Source organism: Rossellomorea aquimaris, assembly GCF_003315075.1.
Taxonomy (GTDB): Bacteria; Bacillota; Bacilli; order Bacillales; family Bacillaceae_B; genus Rossellomorea; species Rossellomorea aquimaris_C.
Genome location: NZ_QNRJ01000019.1, coordinates 1 through 21,515, shown reverse-complemented (window position 1 = coordinate 21,515; position 21,515 = coordinate 1). Strand labels below are relative to the sequence as shown.

The 21,515-nt window shown below is 42.5% G+C and carries 22 protein-coding genes and 1 other annotated feature; all 22 genes read right to left on the bottom strand.

Annotated elements, in window-relative coordinates; all coding sequences use genetic code 11:
* The 22 genes from rplA to DET59_RS17240 all read right to left on the bottom strand — a co-directional run bounded on the left by rplA (nt 1) and on the right by DET59_RS17240 (nt 21,151).
* Complete coding sequence (rplA, locus tag DET59_RS17345; protein ID WP_113970879.1) at nt 1-702, bottom strand: 50S ribosomal protein L1; 702 nt, start codon at nt 700-702, stop codon at nt 1-3.
* 119 nt (nt 703-821) lie between these two features.
* Nucleotides 822-1,247 carry a 50S ribosomal protein L11 gene (gene rplK / locus DET59_RS17340; protein ID WP_142675604.1) on the bottom strand — a complete coding sequence of 142 codons (426 nt, stop codon included), beginning with the start codon at nt 1,245-1,247 and terminating at the stop codon, nt 822-824.
* Nucleotides 1,248-1,422: 175 nt separating this feature from the next.
* The gene (nusG, locus tag DET59_RS17335; protein ID WP_113970877.1) at nt 1,423-1,956 is read right to left on the bottom strand and encodes a transcription termination/antitermination protein NusG; all 534 of its coding nucleotides are present in this window, start codon (nt 1,954-1,956) and stop codon (nt 1,423-1,425) included.
* Nucleotides 1,957-2,125: 169 nt separating this feature from the next.
* The gene (secE, locus tag DET59_RS17330) at nt 2,126-2,305 is read right to left on the bottom strand and encodes a preprotein translocase subunit SecE (protein ID WP_044340513.1); all 180 of its coding nucleotides are present in this window, start codon (nt 2,303-2,305) and stop codon (nt 2,126-2,128) included.
* A 44-nt stretch (nt 2,306-2,349) separates the two neighbouring features.
* Nucleotides 2,350-2,496 carry a 50S ribosomal protein L33 gene (gene rpmG, locus DET59_RS17325; RefSeq protein ID WP_113970876.1) on the bottom strand — a complete coding sequence of 49 codons (147 nt, stop codon included), beginning with the start codon at nt 2,494-2,496 and terminating at the stop codon, nt 2,350-2,352.
* A gap of 72 nt (nt 2,497-2,568) precedes the next feature.
* The gene (gene sigH, locus DET59_RS17320; protein ID WP_374056919.1) at nt 2,569-3,213 is read right to left on the bottom strand and encodes an RNA polymerase sporulation sigma factor SigH; all 645 of its coding nucleotides are present in this window, start codon (nt 3,211-3,213) and stop codon (nt 2,569-2,571) included.
* A 77-nt stretch (nt 3,214-3,290) separates the two neighbouring features.
* Nucleotides 3,291-3,800, bottom strand: coding sequence for an NYN domain-containing protein (locus tag DET59_RS17315; protein WP_113970875.1), 510 nt, complete (start codon nt 3,798-3,800; stop codon nt 3,291-3,293).
* A gap of 5 nt (nt 3,801-3,805) precedes the next feature.
* Nucleotides 3,806-4,549, bottom strand: coding sequence for a 23S rRNA (guanosine(2251)-2'-O)-methyltransferase RlmB (rlmB, locus tag DET59_RS17310; RefSeq protein WP_113970874.1), 744 nt, complete (start codon nt 4,547-4,549; stop codon nt 3,806-3,808).
* Between the two features lie 2 nt (nt 4,550-4,551).
* The gene (locus DET59_RS17305) at nt 4,552-4,971 is read right to left on the bottom strand and encodes a Mini-ribonuclease 3 (RefSeq protein ID WP_113970873.1); all 420 of its coding nucleotides are present in this window, start codon (nt 4,969-4,971) and stop codon (nt 4,552-4,554) included.
* A complete protein-coding gene (gene cysS / locus DET59_RS17300) occupies nt 4,971-6,371 on the bottom strand; it encodes a cysteine--tRNA ligase (protein WP_113970872.1) in 1,401 nt (466 codons plus the stop codon). The genes DET59_RS17305 and cysS overlap by 1 nt, the downstream gene beginning before the upstream one ends.
* Complete coding sequence (cysE, locus tag DET59_RS17295) at nt 6,368-7,018, bottom strand: serine O-acetyltransferase (RefSeq protein ID WP_113970871.1); 651 nt, start codon at nt 7,016-7,018, stop codon at nt 6,368-6,370. The genes cysS and cysE overlap by 4 nt, the downstream gene beginning before the upstream one ends.
* A gap of 453 nt (nt 7,019-7,471) precedes the next feature.
* Nucleotides 7,472-7,692: a binding site (T-box leader), on the bottom strand.
* Nucleotides 7,693-7,735: 43 nt separating this feature from the next.
* Nucleotides 7,736-9,193, bottom strand: coding sequence for a glutamate--tRNA ligase (gltX, locus tag DET59_RS17290; RefSeq protein WP_113970870.1), 1,458 nt, complete (start codon nt 9,191-9,193; stop codon nt 7,736-7,738).
* An 87-nt stretch (nt 9,194-9,280) separates the two neighbouring features.
* Entirely contained in the window at nt 9,281-9,757 is a 477-nt protein-coding gene (ispF, locus tag DET59_RS17285; protein WP_113970869.1) for a 2-C-methyl-D-erythritol 2,4-cyclodiphosphate synthase, read from the bottom strand.
* Nucleotides 9,750-10,454 carry a 2-C-methyl-D-erythritol 4-phosphate cytidylyltransferase gene (gene ispD, locus DET59_RS17280; protein ID WP_113970868.1) on the bottom strand — a complete coding sequence of 235 codons (705 nt, stop codon included), beginning with the start codon at nt 10,452-10,454 and terminating at the stop codon, nt 9,750-9,752. The genes ispF and ispD overlap by 8 nt, the downstream gene beginning before the upstream one ends.
* Nucleotides 10,455-10,530: 76 nt before the next feature.
* Nucleotides 10,531-11,622 carry a PIN/TRAM domain-containing protein gene (locus DET59_RS17275; protein ID WP_113970867.1) on the bottom strand — a complete coding sequence of 364 codons (1,092 nt, stop codon included), beginning with the start codon at nt 11,620-11,622 and terminating at the stop codon, nt 10,531-10,533.
* Nucleotides 11,623-11,836: 214 nt separating this feature from the next.
* Nucleotides 11,837-12,910 (bottom strand): DNA integrity scanning diadenylate cyclase DisA, encoded by a 1,074-nt coding sequence (gene disA, locus DET59_RS17270; RefSeq protein WP_113970866.1) that lies wholly within the window; start codon nt 12,908-12,910, stop codon nt 11,837-11,839.
* A 3-nt stretch (nt 12,911-12,913) separates the two neighbouring features.
* The gene (gene radA / locus DET59_RS17265) at nt 12,914-14,290 is read right to left on the bottom strand and encodes a DNA repair protein RadA (protein WP_113970865.1); all 1,377 of its coding nucleotides are present in this window, start codon (nt 14,288-14,290) and stop codon (nt 12,914-12,916) included.
* A 583-nt stretch (nt 14,291-14,873) separates the two neighbouring features.
* Nucleotides 14,874-17,321, bottom strand: coding sequence for an ATP-dependent protease ATP-binding subunit ClpC (clpC, locus tag DET59_RS17260; protein ID WP_113970864.1), 2,448 nt, complete (start codon nt 17,319-17,321; stop codon nt 14,874-14,876).
* A gap of 1 nt (nt 17,322) precedes the next feature.
* Nucleotides 17,323-18,405, bottom strand: coding sequence for a protein-arginine kinase McsB (locus DET59_RS17255; protein WP_113970863.1), 1,083 nt, complete (start codon nt 18,403-18,405; stop codon nt 17,323-17,325).
* A complete protein-coding gene (locus DET59_RS17250; RefSeq protein WP_113970862.1) occupies nt 18,402-18,950 on the bottom strand; it encodes a protein-arginine kinase activator protein McsA in 549 nt (182 codons plus the stop codon). Before DET59_RS17250 ends, DET59_RS17255 begins: the two co-directional genes overlap by 4 nt.
* 19 nt (nt 18,951-18,969) lie before the next feature.
* Nucleotides 18,970-19,431 (bottom strand): CtsR family transcriptional regulator, encoded by a 462-nt coding sequence (locus tag DET59_RS17245; RefSeq protein WP_113970861.1) that lies wholly within the window; start codon nt 19,429-19,431, stop codon nt 18,970-18,972.
* A 559-nt stretch (nt 19,432-19,990) separates the two neighbouring features.
* Complete coding sequence (locus DET59_RS17240) at nt 19,991-21,151, bottom strand: IS256 family transposase (RefSeq protein ID WP_113970860.1); 1,161 nt, start codon at nt 21,149-21,151, stop codon at nt 19,991-19,993.
* Nucleotides 21,152-21,515 lie beyond the last annotated feature (364 nt).

Genomic DNA, 21,515 nt, shown 5'->3' with positions numbered 1-21,515 from the left:
TTATGCCTTAACTGCGAAAGATGAAGGATCGACTTTAACGCCAGGTCCCATAGTGGAAGTTACAGAAACGTTTTTCATGTAAGTTCCTTTTGCAGCAGCAGGTTTAACTTTAAGCATTGTTTCATACATTGTAGCAAAGTTTTCAACAAGCTTGTCGTTGTCGAATGAAACCTTTCCAACAGGAACGTGAACGTTACCTGATTTGTCAGCACGGTATTCAACTTTACCAGCTTTGATTTCATTAACAGCTTTTGTTACGTCGAATGTAACTGTTCCAGTTTTAGGGTTTGGCATTAAACCTTTAGGTCCTAATACACGACCAAGTTTACCAACTTCACCCATCATGTCCGGAGTCGCTACGATTACGTCGAACTCGAACCAACCTTGGTTGATTTTGCTGATAAGATCTGCATCACCTACGAAATCAGCGCCAGCAGCTTCTGCTTCTTTTGCTTTATCGCCTTTAGCGAATACAAGAACCTTTTGAGTTTTACCAGTTCCGTGTGGAAGTACAACTGCTCCACGGATTTGCTGGTCGTTTTTACGAGTATCTACACCTAAGCGGAACGCTACTTCGATCGTTGCGTCAAACTTAGCGAAGTTTGTTTTCTTAACTAGTTCGATTGCTTCTTCAACTGAGTAAGCTGTAGTACGATCTACAAGCTTTTGAGCTTCAAGAAACTTTTTACCTTTTTTTGCCATTTTATATTTCCTCCTATATGTGGTTTTAGCGGAATAACCTCCCACGAAATAAGGTTGCGAGTGAAACGTACATTTCATCATCGCAACCTCGTTCAACAGGACCTTTAACGAAGCAGGGATTAGTCTTCGATGACGATACCCATGCTGCGCGCAGTTCCTTCTACCATGCGCATAGCTGATTCAACACTAGCTGCATTTAAGTCAGGCATTTTTGTTTCAGCAATTTCACGTACTTGGTCGCGTTTAAGTGTTGCCACTTTCTTGCTGTTTGGTTCGCCTGAACCAGACTCGATACCAGCTGCTTTCTTAAGAAGAACAGCAGCGGGTGGAGTTTTTGTGATGAATGTAAATGAACGGTCTTCAAATACCGTAATTTCAACAGGAATGATTAAGCCAGCTTGATCTGCTGTACGAGCATTGAATTCCTTACAGAATCCCATGATGTTAACACCTGCTTGACCTAGTGCAGGACCAACTGGTGGAGCTGGATTAGCTTTACCGGCAGGAATCTGCAATTTAACCATTTTGATAACTTTTTTAGCCACGAGACACACCTCCTTAAGTCCGTGATGTGGTTATTGGGTTCTTCACCCTCCCACTCATGTAAAAAATGTCTTTATCAACATAAAGAACGTCTATTAGTTTCAGTATCTCTTTGTGGAGACGCACTGACTTATGAAATAGTACCATTTTTTCAGAATGATTTCAAGTTCTTTTCCATTATAATTTATCAATTTGGGAGAAATCCAGTTCTACCGGGGTGTCTCTGCCAAACATATTAACAAGAACTTTCACTTTTGCTTTCGCATTATCTATCTCTTCGATTGAGCCAGTGAAGTTTGCAAACGGACCTTCGTTTACTTTTACTGTTTCTCCTAATTCGAAGTCGATCTCAACCTTTTTCTCTGTCATGCCCATTTGCTTCAGAAGATTTGTTACTTCTTCAGGCAATAATGGTGTAGGCTTCGAACCGGAACCTGATGAACCGACAAACCCTGTAACGCCCGGCGTATTTCGTACAACATACCAGGAATCATCCGTCATGACGATTTCGACAATCACATAACCGGGGAATACCTTTTTCTTTACGACTTTCTTTTTACCATTTTTAAAATCAGTCTCTTCTTCTTCAGGTACCATTACGCGGAAGATTTTATCCTGCATCCCCATTGTTTCAACACGCTTCTCAAGGTTTGCTTTAACCTTGTTCTCGTATCCTGAATAAGTATGGACTACATACCAATTCTTCTCCATTTAATAGGACTAAACGTCCGTCCCTCCTCGCTATTTAAGAATACTCTTTCGCCTTTTTCTCCAAATGAAAAAACCCGTAAAAAGATAACGGGCTCTAAGGTCATGTACTCTATTAACATTCATTATACCATGCTTTCACGGTATATATACAATTAATTCTATGTTTCTCTTACTTAGAACCAATGATCAATCGCATAAGTTCTGAGATGCCCAGGTCAATGACAGCAAAGAAAAGGGCAACAAATACCACTGTTGTAATAACGGTAATCGTGTAGCGTGTTAACTCTTTACGTTTAGGCCAGCTGACCTTTCTCATTTCTGATGCAACATTGCGAAAGAATTTAAACATCCGTTTGTAACCTCCAACTAATATCAATACCACTTGGTGCTCCACTATTTTGTTTCTTTGTGTAGGGTGTGAGCATTACATGTATTACAGAATTTCTTTAACTCTAATCGAATTGCTTGATTACGATTACCCGGTACACTATAATTCCTGGAACCACACACCGTACAAGCAAGTATTAATTTAGTAGTCATATATTCCACCTATATTATCCATAGTAAGTCCTATCAAAAATAACACGACCACCAATTTGTGTCAATATGACTTTACATCGTTATTTCGCGAACTTCCAAGTATCGTTCGAGCTTTCTCTTCACCCGCTGCAAGGCATTGTCGATGGATTTCACATGGCGGTTCAGTTCTTCCGAAATCTCCTGATAGGATTGCCCGTCTAAATAGAGAGCCAGGACTTTCCTCTCAAGATCACTTAATAACTGAGCCATCTTGTCTTCCATATTATCGAATTCTTCACGATTGATAATCAGCGCTTCCGGATCCATTACTTTCGCACCTGAAATAACATCTAAGAGCGTTCGGTCTGACTCGTCATCATAAATGGGCTTATCCAATGATACATAAGAATTCAGCGGTATATGCTTCTGTCTCGTGGCTGTCTTAATGGCCGTAATGATTTGTCTTGTGATACAAAGCTCTGCAAACGCTTTAAAAGAAGTCAGCTTGTCCTCTTTATAATCACGGATCGCTTTGTATAATCCAATCATACCCTCCTGGACGATATCTTCCTTATCTGCCCCAATTAAGAAATACGAGCGGGCTTTAGCTCTGACAAAATTACGATATTTCCTGATTAAAAAATCTAACGCTTCGCTGTGACCCTGATGGACGGCTTCTATTATTTCTTCATCATCCATACCTTCTAATCGATTATCAAATGCTTCTGTCCTGGTGATATTGCTCACACACATCCCCCCGCGCAAAACAATAGATAGAAATATTATACATTACAGAAAATTCAATCGTCAACCTCTCATTGTTCCCCGCGGCGCCATTTTTCGAAAATTTCAGCAACTTCATCTGATAATTGGATCTTGGAAGCCGGCCTTTTATCACTTGAATTCCGTACTTTTCTTTCGATCTTTTTTTCGATGACTTTTACTTCTGTATGCAGCTCCCTTGCTGATTTACGAAGGGCTCCCTGACCAAAGATCGCCCATTGCTCGGTAAAATCAGACGTGGCTACATGAATTTGAGTTTTAATATTACTTAACTCAATAGCTAATTTTTCAATCCGTTCGTCCGCTGTTTCATTTTCTTTCGTGAAAATGACTTCTACCCTATAATTTTTATACTTACGGGCAATTCCCTGAACGTAATAAGCATCAAACACGACAATGACGCGGTAGCCCGTATATCCTTGATATTCTGCCATTTGCTCTACAAGGCGATCTCTTGCTGCGGCCAAATCCTTATGCTTCAACTCATTCAGCTCTGACCAGGCACCGATTATGTTATAGCCATCCACAAGGAGAATATCCATTTCTGCTATTCTCCCAACAGGTGGCGTTTACGATAGACCTCATACATTAATATACTAGCTGCCACCGAAGCGTTTAATGATGTTACATGACCGACCATTGGCAACTGAACAAGGAAATCACATTTGTCTCTGAGTATTCGGCTCATCCCTTTACCTTCGCTTCCGATAATTAAGCCGATAGGCAGGGTACCATCCAACTGGCGGAAATCCTGCTTTCCTTTCGCATCCGTTCCTGCCACCCATACTCCACGTTCTTTCAGTTCATCAACCGCTCTCGACAGATTGGTTACACGTGCAACCGGAATGTGCTCAATGGCGCCCGTGGATGCTTTCGCTACCGTTGACGTAAGCCCCACTGCTCTTCTCTTCGGGATGATGATTCCATGGGCACCTGCAGCATCCGCTGTCCTCATGATCGAACCCAGGTTATGGGGATCCTCTAATTCATCCAGGATCAGTATAAATGGATCTTCCCCTTTTTGTTCGGCTCTATGAAACAAATCATCGATTTCTGCATACTGGTAAGCAGCTACGGAAGCCACGACCCCTTGATGATTCTCCGATACCATTTGTTCAATCTTCTTCTTCGGGACGTATTGAACCATCACATTCAATTCTTTAGCCAGTCCAACAATTTGCTGGATGGAGCCTTTCTGAGAACCTTCTGCAATCCAAATCTTATTGATATCCCTTCCTGACTTCAATGCTTCCATAACCGGATTTCTTCCTCCGATAAAATCTTTACTCATTTCTACTCCTCCTTTCCTGCCTGGGCTTGTTCAAATATCATCTTTAACAGTTCCTCTAATCGCTCTGTCCGATTAAGTAAAAACAAATATCCAATAAGTGCCTCAAAAGCAGTGCTGTGTTTATACGTTTGTACATCTGTGTTTTTTGGCGTGGTGCCGGATTTCGCATTCCGACCGCGCTTGACGATCGAAATCTCTTCTTCCGTTAAGACGTCCTGATCGAACAACGTTCTGAGAATGGCCGCTTGAGCTTTGGCAGACACATACTTCGTCGCAGCTCTGTGCAGCTGATTCGGTTTAATCTTTCCTTTTGTTAATAGGAGCTGCCGTACATACGTTTCATATACAGCATCCCCCATATATGCCAGTGCAAGTGCATTGATTTGTTTTGCATCGATTTGTTCATTTATCTCGTGCAGCATTAAGATCCCCTTTTCCAGCGAATGCCTTGAGGAGTATCTTCCAGGATGATATTCATCTCTTTTAACGTGTCACGAATCTCATCCGCTAATTGGAAATTACGATCTTTACGTGCCTGAACGCGTTTTTCAATCAGTTCTTCCACTTCTTCGTCCAACAGTTCTGCTTCCTGAAGGCTTAGCCCCAGGACAGAGAAGAAATCTTCGAATTGGCTCAAGAACGTATCAATGACTTCTGTAGCTGTATTCTTCTCCATCAAGTAATAATTGGCTTGCTTGGATAATTCGAATAACACGGAAATTCCGTTGGCTGTGTTAAAGTCATCATCCATTTCAGAGATGAACTGCGCTTTTAACTCAGCTATTTTGTCCAGCCATTCCCGGTTGTTATCCGTTAAGTCTGTACTTGATTCCTTACGGTGCTTCAAGTTCTCATAAGCAGTCTTAATTCTATCTAAAGCGGACTCAGCATTTTGCAGAAGCTCTAAATTGTAGTTGATAGGATGACGGTAATGAACAGATAGCATAAAGAAACGAAGGACTTGTGGATCCTGTTCTTTAATGATGTCATGAACCAATACAAAATTCCCCAGAGATTTAGACATTTTCTCATTATCAATATTGATATACCCATTGTGCATCCAATACTTTGCGAACGGCTTACCTGTAAGTGCTTCTGATTGTGCAATTTCATTCTCATGATGAGGGAAGGTTAAATCCTGGCCCCCGGCGTGAATATCGATGGTATCCCCTAAATAGCGCTTTGCCATGGCAGAGCACTCAATATGCCAGCCTGGACGGCCTTCACCCCAAGGGCTTTCCCAAGAAATTTCCCCTTCTTTCGCTGCTTTCCATAATACGAAATCAAGGGCATCTTCTTTTTTATCCCCTACATCTATGCGGGCACCTGCTTTAAGCTCATCGATTGGCTGATGAGAAAGCTTACCGTAGCCATCAAACTTTCTTGTACGATAATAAACGTCGCCTTGTGATTCGTAAGCAAACCCTTTTTCAACAAGCGCAGAAATAAAATCAATGATGGTATCAATATTGTCGGTTACAGTCGGATGAACATCCGCTTTCTTGCATCCAAGTGCTCCGGTATCTTCAAAATATGCCTGGATAAAGCGCTGAGCAACCGTAGGTACATCCACTCCCAACTCCTTTGCCGCCCGAATCAGTTTATCATCCACATCGGTGAAGTTAGAGACAAATTGAACATCATAGCCTCTGTATTCCAAATAGCGTCTCACCGTATCGAAGACAATGGCAGGGCGTGCATTTCCTATATGAATATAGTTATAAACCGTCGGCCCGCACACATACATTTTCACTTTACCCTCTTCCAGGGGTGTGAATTCCTCTTTTTTTCTTGTTAATGTGTTATATAAACGAATCGTCAATATGTTCGACTCCTTTCTTCATATTCCCTTAATAATGATTTTACCTCGTTCAATTCCATTTCCAGTTGTTTCATACGATCATTCATCGGATCCGGTAGATCACAGTGATTCAGATCCTTCTGTATCTTGACGCCATCCTGAATGACGACCTTCCCCGGAATACCAACGACGGTTGAGTTTGGAGGAACATCTTTAAGCACGACCGATCCAGCCCCCACCTTAGAATTTTCCCCAACTACAATCGATCCTAACACTTTCGCTCCCGTGGCGATAAGGGCATTATCCTGAATCGTAGGATGCCGCTTCCCTTTTTCTTTACCTGTTCCACCAAGGGTCACCCCTTGAAAGAGCGTAACATTATCTCCGATTTCACACGTTTCACCAATCACGACACCCATCCCGTGATCAATGAAGAATCTGCGCCCGATCTTTGCCCCCGGGTGAATCTCCACCCCGGTAAAAAAACGGCTTACCTGAGAAATAGCGCGCGCGATAAAAAAGAATTTCCTTTTGAAAAAAGCATGGGCTATGCGATGGGCCCAAATGGCATGAAGACCCGAATACGTAAGGATCACCTCAAGATAATTCCTCGCAGCCGGATCCTGATCAAACACTACTTCAATATCTTCCTTAAATGACTTAAACATTCGGATCCCCTCTCCTTGAAAAAATAAAAGCGCAGGTGGCTTGGTCAGAGGCGACAAGCATAAGGCAAGCCCGCCGGAAAGGCGTTCTTTGCCTTTTTGGTGGGATTGACTTATGACCTCGAGCCTCTAGCCGCCGGAGCTGGATAAAATAAAAGCGCAGGTGGCTTGGTCAGAGGCGACAAGCATAAGATGAATGGGCCGGGAAGGCGTTTTTTGCCTTCCTGGACCATTTAGCTTATGACCTCGAGCCTCTAGCCGCCGGAGCTGGACAATAGAAAAGCGCAGGCGGCTTGGTCAGAGGCGACAAGCATAAGATGAATGGGCCAGGAAGGCGTTTTTTGCCTTCCTGGACCATTTAGTTTATGACCTCGAGCCTCTAGCCGCCGGAGCTGGACAATAGAAAAGCGCAGGTGGCTTGGTCAGACAATAAAAAAACGCCCCTGTCAATAAACTGACAGAGACGCTTAGGTAGCGCGGTTCCACTCTGATTGAGAAGAAAATATCCTTCTCCAACTCGAATCCTGTTAACGGTAGGAAACCGCCTTTACCTACTATATTTCAGTAACGGGCTCAGAGGTGCATTTCAGAATCGGAGGGGCTTAAACCACTTTCAGCCGGTGGTGGTTCTCTCTACTAAGCATCCTTTTCTTACTTCTCCTCATCAACGCGATATCATTTATTGTGATACTCTTACTATATTACATAACATCCAAAATGTTAACCTAAAAGAATTTGCAGACGATGTTTAACGGTATCTTTCCCTAAAAGCTCAATCGCATTCGGTAATTCAGGACCATGAGTCTGACCAGTTACCGCTACACGGATCGGCATAAACAGCTTTTTCCCCTTATGACCAGTCGACTTTTGCACCGCTTTGATAGACGACTTAATTGCTGCTGCTTCATAATCTTCAAGAGCTTCGATTTCATTCAAGAAAGCTTGAAGAACTTCAGGAACCTGCTCTTCTTCCAAGACCGCCTTGGCATCCTCATCATATTCAAGATCTACCTTGAAGAACATTTCAGACAGCTCTACGATTTCAGCGCCGAAGCTCATTTGCTCCTGGTATAAAGAGATGACGCGACTCGCCCATTCACGCTGCTCGTCTGACATATCCTCATCCAGTTTACCCGCACTGATTAAGTGTGGAAGGGATAGCTCCACAACTTGACTTAACTCCAGATTCTTCATGTACTGATTATTCATCCATGTAAGCTTCTGATTATCAAACAGAGCCGAAGAAGTCGATAATCGCTCAGGGTCAAAGATTTCAATAAACTCATCTTTAGAAAATAGCTCTTCTTCTCCTTTTGGAGACCAGCCTAGTAACCCAATGAAGTTGAATAAAGCTTCCGGTAAATAACCTAAAGCTTCGTATTGCTCAATGAACTGAATAATACTTTCATCACGCTTACTTAGCTTTTTACGGCTTTCATTAACGATTAATGTCATATGGCCATAGACAGGTGCTTCCCATCCAAGAGCTTCAAAAATCATTAATTGTTTTGGCGTATTGGAAATATGATCCTCCCCGCGCAGAACGTGTGAAATTTTCATCAGATAATCATCTACTGCAACGGCAAAGTTATATGTTGGCGTTCCATCTTTTTTCGCGATGACAAAATCACCGATTCCGTCTGATTCGAAGGCTACATCTTCTTTCACGATATCATTGAAAGAATAGACCTTTCCTGCAGGGACACGGAAACGAAGGCTCGGCTTGCGGCCCTCTGCTGCTAATTTCTCCTGATCCTCTTTCGTCAGGTTGCGGCATTTCCCTGAGTAACGGGGCATTTGACCTGATGCTGATTGCGCTTCACGTTCCGCTTCAAGCTCTTCTTCCGTACAGTAGCACTTATAGGCTTGTCCGCTTTCTAACAGCTCATTTAGATACTGCTCATAAATATGGTTACGCTCGGATTGGCGATATGGACCGTAATCACCCGGCTTATCTGTGCTCTCATCCCAATCGATTCCAAGCCATTGAAGATATTTAAGCTGACTTTCTTCTCCGCCTTCAATATTACGTTTCTTATCCGTGTCTTCAATACGGATGATGAACTTTCCACCTACACTGCGAGCGTATAGATAATTAAATAAAGCGGTTCTTGCATTTCCAATATGTAAATGACCCGTTGGACTTGGAGCATAACGGACGCGTACTTCTTTTGTCATTTGATTTCCTCCTCTTTGTATTCCTGCATTAAAGTCTCTGACCTATTTTAACACCGTTATGAAAGGGAATAAAGCGAATTTATCCCCTTACTTCTTTTTGATCAACACGGTCGTCTGCGCTGCGATCCCTTCGCCTCTCCCGGTAAAACCAAGCTTCTCAGAGGTTGTGGCCTTTACGTTCACTTGCGTAATATCTGCTTCTAATAACGTTGCAATGCTTTGTCTCATTTCATCAATATAAGGAGCCATCTTCGGTTTCTGCGCAATGATTGTGCAATCGATATTCCCTAATTCATACCCTTCCTCTTTTACAAGAGCCCATACATGCAGAAGAAGCTTTGCTGAATCTGCATCCTTGAACTCAGGATCTGTGTCTGGAAAATGCTTGCCGATATCCCCTGCAGCAATAGCCCCTAAACACGCATCCGCTACAGCATGTAATAATACATCTGCATCTGAATGTCCTAATAATCCCTTTTCATATGGTATCGTTATACCTCCCATAATAAGAGGTCTCTCTTCTACTAATTGATGAACATCAAAACCTTGTCCGATCCTAAACATGGTTGTCTCCTCCACTCATTTCCTCTTGCTTCTTCAAAATGGCCTCAGCAAAATATAAGTCCTCAGGTGTCGTCAGTTTAATATTGTCATAATCACTCTCAACAACAGCAACCTCAACATCCATTCGTTCCACCAGAGAAGCATCGTCTGTTCCAAGAAAACCATCTTGCTCCGCTTCCCCGTGCGCTCTTTTCAACAATGAAACACGAAAAGCTTGTGGAGTTTGAACCATCCACAAGCTTGAGCGTTCAATCGTTTCCTCGACTTCCCCATCCAGTACTTTTTTAATCGTATCTTTAACAGGAACAGCAGCAATGGCCGCTCCTGTTAAATGTGTTTTGTCTACTAATTGGTGAATCGTGGATTTTTTAATAAATGGCCTTGCCCCGTCGTGTACAAGAACAATTTCATGATCAACCTCAAGCAATGCATTGTATACACTATGCTGTCTTTCTTCCCCGCCATCTACAAGCTTAACGACCTTCGTAATACCAAAACGGTCTAATAAACTCTTAAAAGCATCCCGCTCCGATGGATGAATCGCTAAATAGATTCCCTGACAATGGGAGTCATGTTCAAAGACGCGAAGTGTATGAATAATGACTGGACAGCTATCAAGCTCGAGAAGCAGTTTGTTCTTGCCCGCTTTCATTCGTTTCCCTTGCCCTGCAGCCGGAATGACAACTTCATATTCCATACGATAACTCCTTTAATACTCGTGTAATACTATTTATTATACCTTACTGAAACAATAGAGTCAGGGCAATGATTACTTATAAAGCTTTTTCTAATTGTTTGGGCTTAGCAAAGATCATCCGGCCAGCAGAGGTTTGAAGAACAGATGTTACAAGTACATCTATGTACTTGCCAATATAATTGCGTCCCTCTTCCACTACAATCATCGTACCATCATCGAGATAGGCAATCCCTTGGTTATGTTCTTTCCCATCTTTGATTACCTGTACCTTCAATTCTTCTCCAGGTAATACAACAGGCTTAACGGCGTTAGCTAAATCATTGATATTCAATACTTGTACACCTTGAAGATCGCATACTTTATTCAAGTTGAAATCATTCGTTACAACAATCCCATTCGTAAGCTTCGCTAATTTTACCAGCTTCGAATCAACTTCCTGAATCTCCTCGAAGTCACCTTCATAAATCTGAACCTCTACAGGAAGCTCCTTTTGAATTCGATTCAGGATATCAAGCCCGCGTCGTCCACGGTTTCGTTTTAACACGTCTGAAGAATCCGCAATATGCTGAAGCTCTTCCAGCACGAACTGTGGAATCACGACAATTCCTTCTAAGAATCCAGTTTGACAGATATCTGCGATACGACCATCGATAATCACACTCGTATCCAGTATCTTCAAGGTTTTCACACCCTCTTCATCAGAATCTTCGTCAGTCCCTTTTTTCTTACCCCTAGTTGAAGCGCCGAACAAACTGACCAGCTCATCCCTCTTCTTAAAGCCAACTTGAAATCCTAAATATCCAAGAATCAACGTTAATAGAATCGGAACCACTGTGTTGACAATCGGAATCTCCATTTGATTGAAAGGAATCCCAAACAGATACGCAACAAAAAGACCGATAATCAGACCTAAACTGCCAAATAACAGATCCGTTACTGGAGCTTTTACTAAACTATCTTCAAACCACTTGACGAAATTGACGACATACTCGACTGCCCAAAACGTAAGAATATAAAAAATAATGGCACCAAATATAGCAGTCATATAAGGGTTATTAATTAAAGGAATGTCTGATAAATTTATGACGGTAAATAATTCGGGAAGAAGAAATATCCCCAGTGTTCCCCCGACGATAAGGAAGCACGCTTGAACGATTCTTTTTAACATTCCCTCACCTCCTCCTATTCATTATAAACAATTTACTATTTTTGAAACCTCTTAGCCCTTGAAAATTTTAAATTTAATCGAATGGAAACCATTTTGATATACTTATCCCATTTTACTAGCTTCCTTAAGTGAAGGCTAACATGTCTTATAAAGACTGTCAATTTTTTGAAAATGATTCAATTATACCATATATGGTAAATACAGGACCACATACCTATAACTGTCGGTCGGCAAACGTTTGTTCTTTGATCAGTTTTAACCCCTCTTTGATTTTCCGGGCCCTGACCTCTCCGATTCCTTCCACTTCATCCAGATCATCCACTGAAGCACTCACTACATGAGGGAGGGTTTCGAACCTCGTAATAAGGTTTTCGATGATCACAATCGGTAAACGTGGAATTTTATTCAACACGCGATATCCTCTTGGATAGATGGCATCATCGTGATGCACATACCCATGATAGCCTAATAGTTTTAATAGGACATTATCCTCTAATACCTCTGAGTGAACAAGCTCCTGAAATTTATAGAGGAGTTCGAACGGCTTGATATTTCTTTCCTGGGAATAATCCCTTATAATGAGCATCGCCTCATCTTCGATATCCGCCAATAGTTCATTCATCTGCAGGCGGATCAACCTTCCTTCAACACCCAGCTCACTTAAATAGGTCAATAACTCGTTCTTAATCCTTAAAACCATTTCGAATCTGTGAAGAACTTGCAGCAGGTCGCTTTGTGTGACAAGCTCCTCAAACTCCAGCACCGATAAATTAGAAATGCTCTGATCCAGAACCACCTTATACTTCTCCAATGTTTGAATCGCCTGGTTGGCCTTCGTCAAGATGACAGAGATGTCCTTTAATGCATATCGAAAGTTACCTTGATAGAGGGTGATGACGTTCCTCCGTTGAGAGATGGCGATGACAAGGGCATTGGTTTGTCTTGCAACCCGCTCAGCCGTACGGTGTCTCATTCCAGTTTCAGTGGAAGGAACGTACACATCTGGAGCCAACTGCGCATTGGCCAAAATAATCTTCGTACCCGCTTCATTCAAGATGATGGCCCCATCCATCTTGGCCAGCTCATATAGATAGCTGGGAGAAAAAGCGCAATTGATATGAAATCCGCCGTCCAGTACAGATTTCACCTTATCATTGTAGCCAACAACAATGAGCCCTCCCGTATTGGCTCTCAGCACATTATCAATGCCATCCCTGATCGGGGCACCAGGAGCAACGAACTGTAAAATATCCGACATGGACTTCTCTCTTGCCTTCTTATCTTCCATTTCCTATCCTCCTAAAATAATAGCCAGCGCTTCGTGTATATTTGATACTCCTGTGATCTCTATATCAGAAGGCGGCTGCCACCCACTTAAGTTATTTTGGGGAATAATCACACGTTTGAAGCCTAGTTTAGCCGCTTCCTGGACACGTTGCTCAATCCTCGAAACCCTTCTGATTTCACCAGTCAAACCAACTTCTCCAATGATACAATCGTGGGCCCTTGACGCTTTATCCCGAAAGCTCGACGCTATACTCGCTGCAACGGCCAAATCAATCGCCGGTTCATCCAGTTTCACTCCACCTGCCACTTTCAGATAGGCATCCTGCTGCTGCAATAGCATTCCTGCCCGTTTCTCCAATACGGCCATAATGAGTGAAACACGGCTATGATCTATCCCCGTAGCCATTCGTCGTGGATTGTTGAAACTGGTCGGAGTGACAAGGGCCTGTATCTCCACTAGAACAGGTCTTGTACCTTCCATGGAAGCAACGACCGTTGAGCCTGCCGCGCCTTGGGAGCGCTCCTCCAGGAATATCTCAGAAGGATTTGCGACTTCCTCCAAGCCAAGCTCTTTCATTTCAAAAATCCCCATCTCATTCGTCGAACCGAATCGATTCTTCACGGCTCTTAAAATACGATACGAATGATGACGCTCCCCTTCAAAATACAGAACGGTATCAACCATATGCTCCAATAAACGAGGCCCTGCAATCGATCCTTCCTTTGTAACATGCCCTACAATAAAGATGGCGATGCCTTTGGTCTTCCCTATTCTCATTAATTCGGCTGTACATTCCCTTACCTGAGAAACACTGCCTGGAGCAGACGTCACTTCTGGGTGAAAAATCGTTTGAATCGAGTCGATGATGACAAAATCAGGTGAGATCTGTTCAATCGTCTGATGAATCAATTCAAGATTTGTTTCTGCAAATATATATAGATCATCGGATTTCACATGTAATCGATCTGCCCGAAGTTTTGTTTGCTTGATGGATTCTTCTCCGGATATATATAAAACCTTCTGCTTCTGATCAGCCAGCTGGGCAGAAACCTGGAGCAATAAAGTAGATTTTCCGATTCCCGGATCTCCACCGATCAACACAAGTGATCCCGGAACGACTCCCCCACCCAACACCCGATTCAGCTCTTTCGACTCGGTCAATACTCTTGGTTCTTGCTTTGTTTCAATTGAGATAAGCTTTTCTGCTTTAGTTGGCCCGCTATTTTCAGAATGCATAAACGACCCTCGAGGCTTCTTCCCCGTCATCTCAACCTCTTCCACCATCGTGTTCCACTCGTTACATCCTGGACATTTCCCCATCCATTTAGCAGACTCATATCCACATGATGTACATACAAACTTTGTCTTTTTCTTTGCCAATCTATTCTTCTCCTCTTTTACTCTATTTGTACTCTAACCATTCCATATAAATACCCTTTTGGAATGATTGTATCGGTTTTATGTAATGGTTACAAGAAAAGCGCAGGTGGCTTGGTCAGAGGCGACAAGCATAAGACGAGTAACCCGGAAAGGCGCACTTTGCCTTTTTGGGTTACTTGGCTTATGACCTCGAGCCTCTAGCCACCGGAGCTAGACAATCAGAAAAGCGTAGCCGGCTTGATCAGGCCCGACAAGCATAAGACGAGTTAACCGGAAAGGCGTTTTTTGCCTTTTTGGTTAACTTGGCTTATGACCTCGAGCCTCTAGCCACCGGAGCTAGACAATCAGAAAAGCGTAGCCGGCTTGATCAGGCCCGACAAGCATAAGGCGAGCTCGCTGGAAAGGCGGTCTTTGCCTTTTTGGCGAGATTGACTTATGACCTCGAGGGACTAGCCGGCGGAGCTGGACAATCAGAAAAGCGCAGGTGGCTTGCCGAGAGGCGACAAGCATTTCAGAAAAGCCACATTATGATAAAAGAGGTACACGAAAAACATATACGTGTACCTCTTTTTCTATCGTTGTATTAAGTCGGAGTATTTGCTGCTTCTTCTTCTTTTACCTTCACAACAAACTCACTGTCTTCTACATCGATCAATATATTCTGTCCTGTCAATACCTTACCTCTTAATAGCTCTTCTGACAGTTTATCCTCTACATGTTTCTGAATGGCACGACGCAATGGACGCGCACCGTATTCCGGATCGAATCCTTCATCTGCTATTTTTTCTTTAGCAGCAGCCGAAAGCTCTAAATGAATATCCTGCTCTTTCAAGCGAGTTGTCAATTGGTTGGACATCAAGGTCACAATCTCTTTTAAGTGGTCTTTTTCAAGGGAATGGAACACAATGATTTCATCGATACGGTTAAGGAATTCTGGTCGGAACGCTCGTTTCAGCTCCTCCATCACCTTACCTTTCATATCCTTATAATCCTGTTTTCCATCTTGAATGTTGAACCCAACATATTTGTTGCTCTTAAGGGACTGGGCACCAACGTTAGAAGTCATAATTAACACCGTGTTTCTAAAGTCTACCGTTCTTCCTTTAGAATCCGTCAATCTCCCGTCTTCCAAGACTTGTAGAAGAATGTTAAATACATCAGGGTGTGCTTTTTCGATTTCATCCAACAGGACGACGGAATACGGTTTACGGCGAACTTTTTCCGTTAACTGGCCGCCTTCTTCATATCCTACATACCCTGGAGGAGAACCTACTAAACGGGAAGTCGAATGTTTCTCCATGTACTCGGACATATCAATACGGATCATGGCATCCTCGTCACCGAACATAGATTCAGCCAACGCACGGGCAAGTTCTGTTTTCCCCACCCCTGTCGGTCCTAAGAAGATAAAGGAACCGATTGGACGCTTCGGATCTTTCAGCCCCGCTCTTGCACGACGGACAGCTTTGGACACCGCTACGACTGCTTCAGATTGACCAATGACTCTGGAATGGAGGATTTCCTCTAATTTAAGTAAGCGATCCGTTTCCGTTTGAGCAAGCTTAGATACCGGTACTCCCGTCCAGTTCGATACAACTTTCGCAATATCTTCAACGGTCACTTCTGTATTTTCCTGGCCTTGCTTTTCTTTCCATGTGTTCTTCGTTTCTTCCAACTCTTCACGAAGTTTTTGCTCTGAATCTCTTAGTGAAGCTGCTTTTTCAAACTCTTGACTTTGAACCGCTGCATCCTTCTCTTTGCGGATTTCTTCCAGCTTGGCTTCTAGCTCTTTCAAGTTTGGCGGCGTTGTATAAGAGCGTAAGCGCACTTTAGAGCCAGCTTCATCAATTAAATCGATCGCCTTATCCGGTAAGAAGCGGTCTGAAATATAGCGATCAGAAAATTTCACTGCCGCATCAATCGCTTCATCTGTAATCGACACGCGGTGATGGGCTTCATAGCGATCACGTAAACCTTTAAGAATCTGAATGGACTCTTCTGCCGTTGGCTCATTGACTTGGATTGGCTGGAAACGGCGCTCTAACGCAGCATCCTTTTCAATATATTTACGGTACTCATCTAATGTCGTCGCACCGATACACTGTAATTCACCGCGGGCAAGAGATGGTTTTAAGATGTTTGACGCATCAATGGCACCTTCAGCCCCACCTGCTCCGATTAATGTATGAAGCTCATCAATGAACAGGATGATGTTACCTGCTTGACGGATTTCATCCATCACTTTCTTTAATCGATCCTCGAATTCCCCACGATATTTCGTACCGGCTACCACTGTACCCATATCCAGGGTCATGACGCGTTTGTCCCGAAGAATCTCAGGAACCTCATTGGCAATGATCTGCTGGGCAAGACCCTCTGCAATCGCGGTCTTACCTACACCAGGCTCACCGATCAGCACCGGGTTATTCTTCGTACGTCGACTGAGCACTTCGATGACACGCTGAATTTCTTTGCTTCGGCCTATAACCGGATCTAAACTGCCTTCACGGGCAATCGCCGTCAAGTCACGGGCTAAGCTATCAAGGGTAGGCGTATTGGCATTGGCATTGCCCGCTCCCTGGTGGTTACTTGAATCATTGCTGCCAAGTAACTGCAATACCTGCTGCCTTGCTTTATTTAAGCTGACTCCAAGATTGCCAAGTACACGGGCGGCTACCCCTTCACCTTCACGAATCAACCCTAATAAAATATGTTCCGTTCCTACATATGAGTGACCCAGTTTACGAGCCTCATCCATAGAAAGCTCAATCACTTTCTTCGCTCGGGGTGTATAATGGATCGTTTGGGATTTCTCGGTACCTTTCCCGATCAACCCTTCCACTTCTTTCTGAATCTTTTCAGGGCTCAGTCCCAACGCCGTAAGTGCTTTAGCGGCAATCCCTTCACCTTCGCGGACAAGTCCCAATAAAATATGTTCAGTACCAATATTACTGTGCGCCAGACGAATAGCTTCTTCTTGAGCTAATGCTAATACCTTTTGTGCTCTTTCTGTAAATCGACCAAACATCATATTATTTTTCCTCCTCACATGTATCTTTATCTAACTTAATTCGCTCCCGAATCAAAGAAGACCTTCTTATATCTCTTTCATTTGGTCTCAATGGACCTCCAGAATATTGTTGTAAAAATCCAGGTTGGGTTAAAATCATTAGTTCATTCAATATATTCTTAGATATGACTTTGATGTATCCTAAATCTATTCCAAGTCTGACATCCGATAAACACTTCGCTGCTTCCTTGGACTCGATAATTCTACTGTGTTCCAATACGCCAAGTGAACGAAAGATCCTATCTTCTAATTGTATGTTCGACGTTTTAACTAATGCGTCCCGTGCCGAGTGTTCTTTATCAATGATCTGCTTTACAACACTCAATAAATCTTCCACAATATCTTCCTCTGATTTACCAAGTGTCGTTTGATTCGAAATCTGAAAGATGTTCCCTAACGCCTCGCTGCCCTCTCCATATATCCCTCTTACCACCAGACCTAATTGGTTAATGGCAGGAATGATGCGATTTAATTGCTGGGTCAGAACCAGACCCGGCAAGTGCATCATCACGGAAGCTCTAAGCCCTGTCCCCACATTAGTGGGACAAGTCGTTAAATATCCATGTTTCTCATCAAAAGCAAAATCAAATTCACTTTCAAACCAATCATCAATCTGATTCGCTCTCTGTAAAGCTTCCTTCAATTGCAATCCTGGATATAAACACTGTATTCGAATATGGTCCTCTTCGTTTACCATTATGCTAATATCTTCTTCACTGGATAGAAGGACAGCCCCATAATTCGTGTCCTCCGCTAAGTTAGGACTAATTAGGTGTTTCTCCATCAATACCCTCTTTTGGAGAGGCTGAATCTCACTTGTAGCTAAAAATTCTAATTCTCCTAAATTCCCAGGGTATAAAGAGAGCTTATCCTTCACGTGATCCACAATCTCTTTAGCTTCTTCTGAAGAATATAGAGTGGAGAAACGAAAGTCCGCCATGTTTCTTGCGAGCCGGACGCGTGAGCTAAGAACAATATCTGAATTCGGTCCTTCTTCATTCATCCAGGAACTAACAGCATTTTGTAAAAACTTCTCCAGACTCATTCTTTATCTCCCCCCTCTTTAGTAGCATCTTTCTCCAGGGAGCGAATTTCGTCTCGTATATCTGCAGCTTTTTCGAACTCTTCATCCGCAATCATCGTTTGCAGATCCGATTTCAATTGCTGAATCTTTTTCTTTATGTGAATGGCTCCACCCATGCGTTCCGGAACTTTCCCATGATGCTCCACATTCCCACTGTGAACACGCTTCAAAAGAGGGGTAAGTTCATCTTTAAACGTTTCATAGCAATGAGCACAGCCGAAGCGTCCTACGTTAATGAATTGCTGAAAAGTCATTTTACACTTTTCACACTGTAATACCTCTGTCTTAGGAATTTCCGTCTCTTTTGCCTGCTTAAATGCAGGGGCTATATTGAGAAGACCTGCCAATAGATTGTTCACAGAGAACCCGGAAGAAGAATCAAACATAAACATTTCACCCTTATCCTGAGCGCATTGTTCACATAAATGAACCTCTGTCTTTTCCCCATTGATCACCTTGGTGAAATGAAGGGTTGCAGGTCTTTCACTACACTCTTGACAAACCATCCTACTCACCTCTCAAAACTTACTCATATTTCAATGTATCCAGCATGGCTCTGAGCATTCTTCCCCTCAATACATCCCGTTCAGGTAAATCTACCATGATCACCGAACGGTCCATTACGCTCAGCATAATCTTCGCTTCCCGCTCAGAGATAATATCCTCTTCCACTAATCGAAACACAATATCAGCAGCCGTATTCTGACTGATGGTTTGTGTGATTAAAGCCACCAGCTGGTCGATAAGATGAACTTGATCGTGGGCCTTTACCTTCATGATTCGGATGTAGCCCCCGCCACCTCGTTTACTTTCAACTACATACCCTCGTTCTATCGTGAACCGGGTATTGATTACATAATTAATTTGAGAAGGAACACATTGAAACTTATCAGCGATCTCGCTTCTTTTAATCTCGACTATCTCACTTTCACTCAGTTCTAAAACATTCTTTAAATAATGTTCAATGATGTCGGATATGTTCCTCATCAAACCTCCTCCTTATTTTGACTTTGACTATATTTGACTATAATTATACAACCGCGTTTTAAACTTTGCAATTATGAAGTATGACCTTAGAAGTTTTCCTGTTTTAGGAAGGTTTTAAACGTGGGAATATAAGATTGTTGGATAGAATTAAGGAATTGGGGCATTGGGAGAGTGGTGTGATGGAGGAAGAGTAAAATTTATTAATTTGGATGGTTTGTTCCCTAAAAGTTGAGGCTAATTGGGGGATTCGTGAGGGAAAGTGCTCTATTTTGTACCAAAGCTGGGGTTTTTCAGGGATGAACTGAGTGTTTATTATCCACGGATTCGTGGTAATTGCTTCTTTTTTTAGTCAAGTCCTTAATATTGTGTAAATTCCTTACTTGTCTTTTTCAACTGTAAATCGGATATAGACATTCCATTCAACATTTTTTTGCGAAACTTCCATGATTTTATTCCTTCATAGCCAGGGCAGGCTGTCAAAGGCTCCCCACTTTGACAGCCTGCCCTGGCTATGAAACCATTCGAATGGGAAGTTTTATTCGAAAATGCTTAGGGCTTTTTAAAAGGATTTTCTTTTTGAATAATTGGTTTGTTGATAATGAAACAAAACTGCCCCGACCAACCGAAAAGCTGACTGAGTGTTAGGGAAAATTCTTATGACTTTTTCTCTTCTTCGAACCTCTTGGTTTAAGCGTTCCAAACTGTTGGTACTACGAATGTGAGGTCGAATTTCTTCAGGGTGCTCCATGTACTGTATGGTATCTTCAAAGCCATCATCTAAGATGGTCAACGCTTTTTCATATTTTGTATTCTCGCTAAACTGACTCATCAGTTCTTCTTTAAAGTTCCTCATATCTTCGATTTTGACAGCTTCAAATACCCGCTTAATCATAGTTCTAATTTCTTTGGAATCTTTCTTTGGGAGTTGGTTGATAATATTCCGTTTGAAGTGTACATTACACCTCTGCCAACTGGTTCCAATAAATTCACGGAGGACGGCTTTTTGTAGGCCTTTATGCGCATCTGAAATCACAAGCTTAGGAGATTGTAGACCGCGTGATTTCAGCTGTTGAAAGAACCTACTCCAACTCTCATAGCTCTCGGCATGATCAACCATCAACCCTAAAATCTCACGATTATTCTTCTCTGTAAGAGCTGTCGCAATGTAGACGGCTTTTGAAACGACACGATGGTGTTCGCGGACTTTTATATACATGGCATCTACAAATATAAACGGAAAATAAGTTCCGTTCAAAGGTCTCTTGGCCCAATCACTAATGATGGGATCTAATTTTTGAGTCAGGGAAGAAACGAATGATTTCGAAACTGTTTCACCACAAAGCTGTTCCACAATATGAGTAACCTTACGGGTAGAAACACCATTGATCACCATTTCAAGCATCGAAAGGACAAATGCTTGATCACAACGTGAATACTTTTCAAATAGGGAAGGAGAAAAATCTCCATTGCGGGTACGTGGCACCTTCAATTTGATTTTTCCAACACTCATGATAAAATCACGCTCGTAGTAGCCGTTACGATAATCTAAACGATCAGTAGATCGTTCATAAGAAGCTGCTTGTAAGTAGTCATCTCTCTCCCTTTCCATGTATTCATTCAACACAAGGACAATGGCTGATCGGACAACTGTTTTAATATTAGAATTCATCACTGCTTCTTTTAAAGAATCCAAATCTAGGTTAAACTGTAATTGAGTCATCTTTATTCCTCTTCTCATTGTTTATCGTCGTTGAAAACAGTGTTGACAAGAAGGAATAAAATGACTCTTTCTTTTTACACAATTATATGGACTTAATCCTTTTTTTAATTTTTTGCGTCTTTTTAGACCTTTATTGCGTCTTTTTTTCATTTTTTGCGTCTTTTTCGGCCATTATTGCGTCAATTTTTCGTTTTATGCGTCTTTTACCATTTACTACCTAATATTTCATCTCTCAGAAGAAGAACTTCAAACCAAAACAAAAAGAGCAACCCCTAAGAGCTACTCTTTCTTCACATTTGCCTGGCGACGTCCTACTCTCACAGGGGGAGATCCCCCAACTACCATCGGCGCTGAAGAGCTTAAC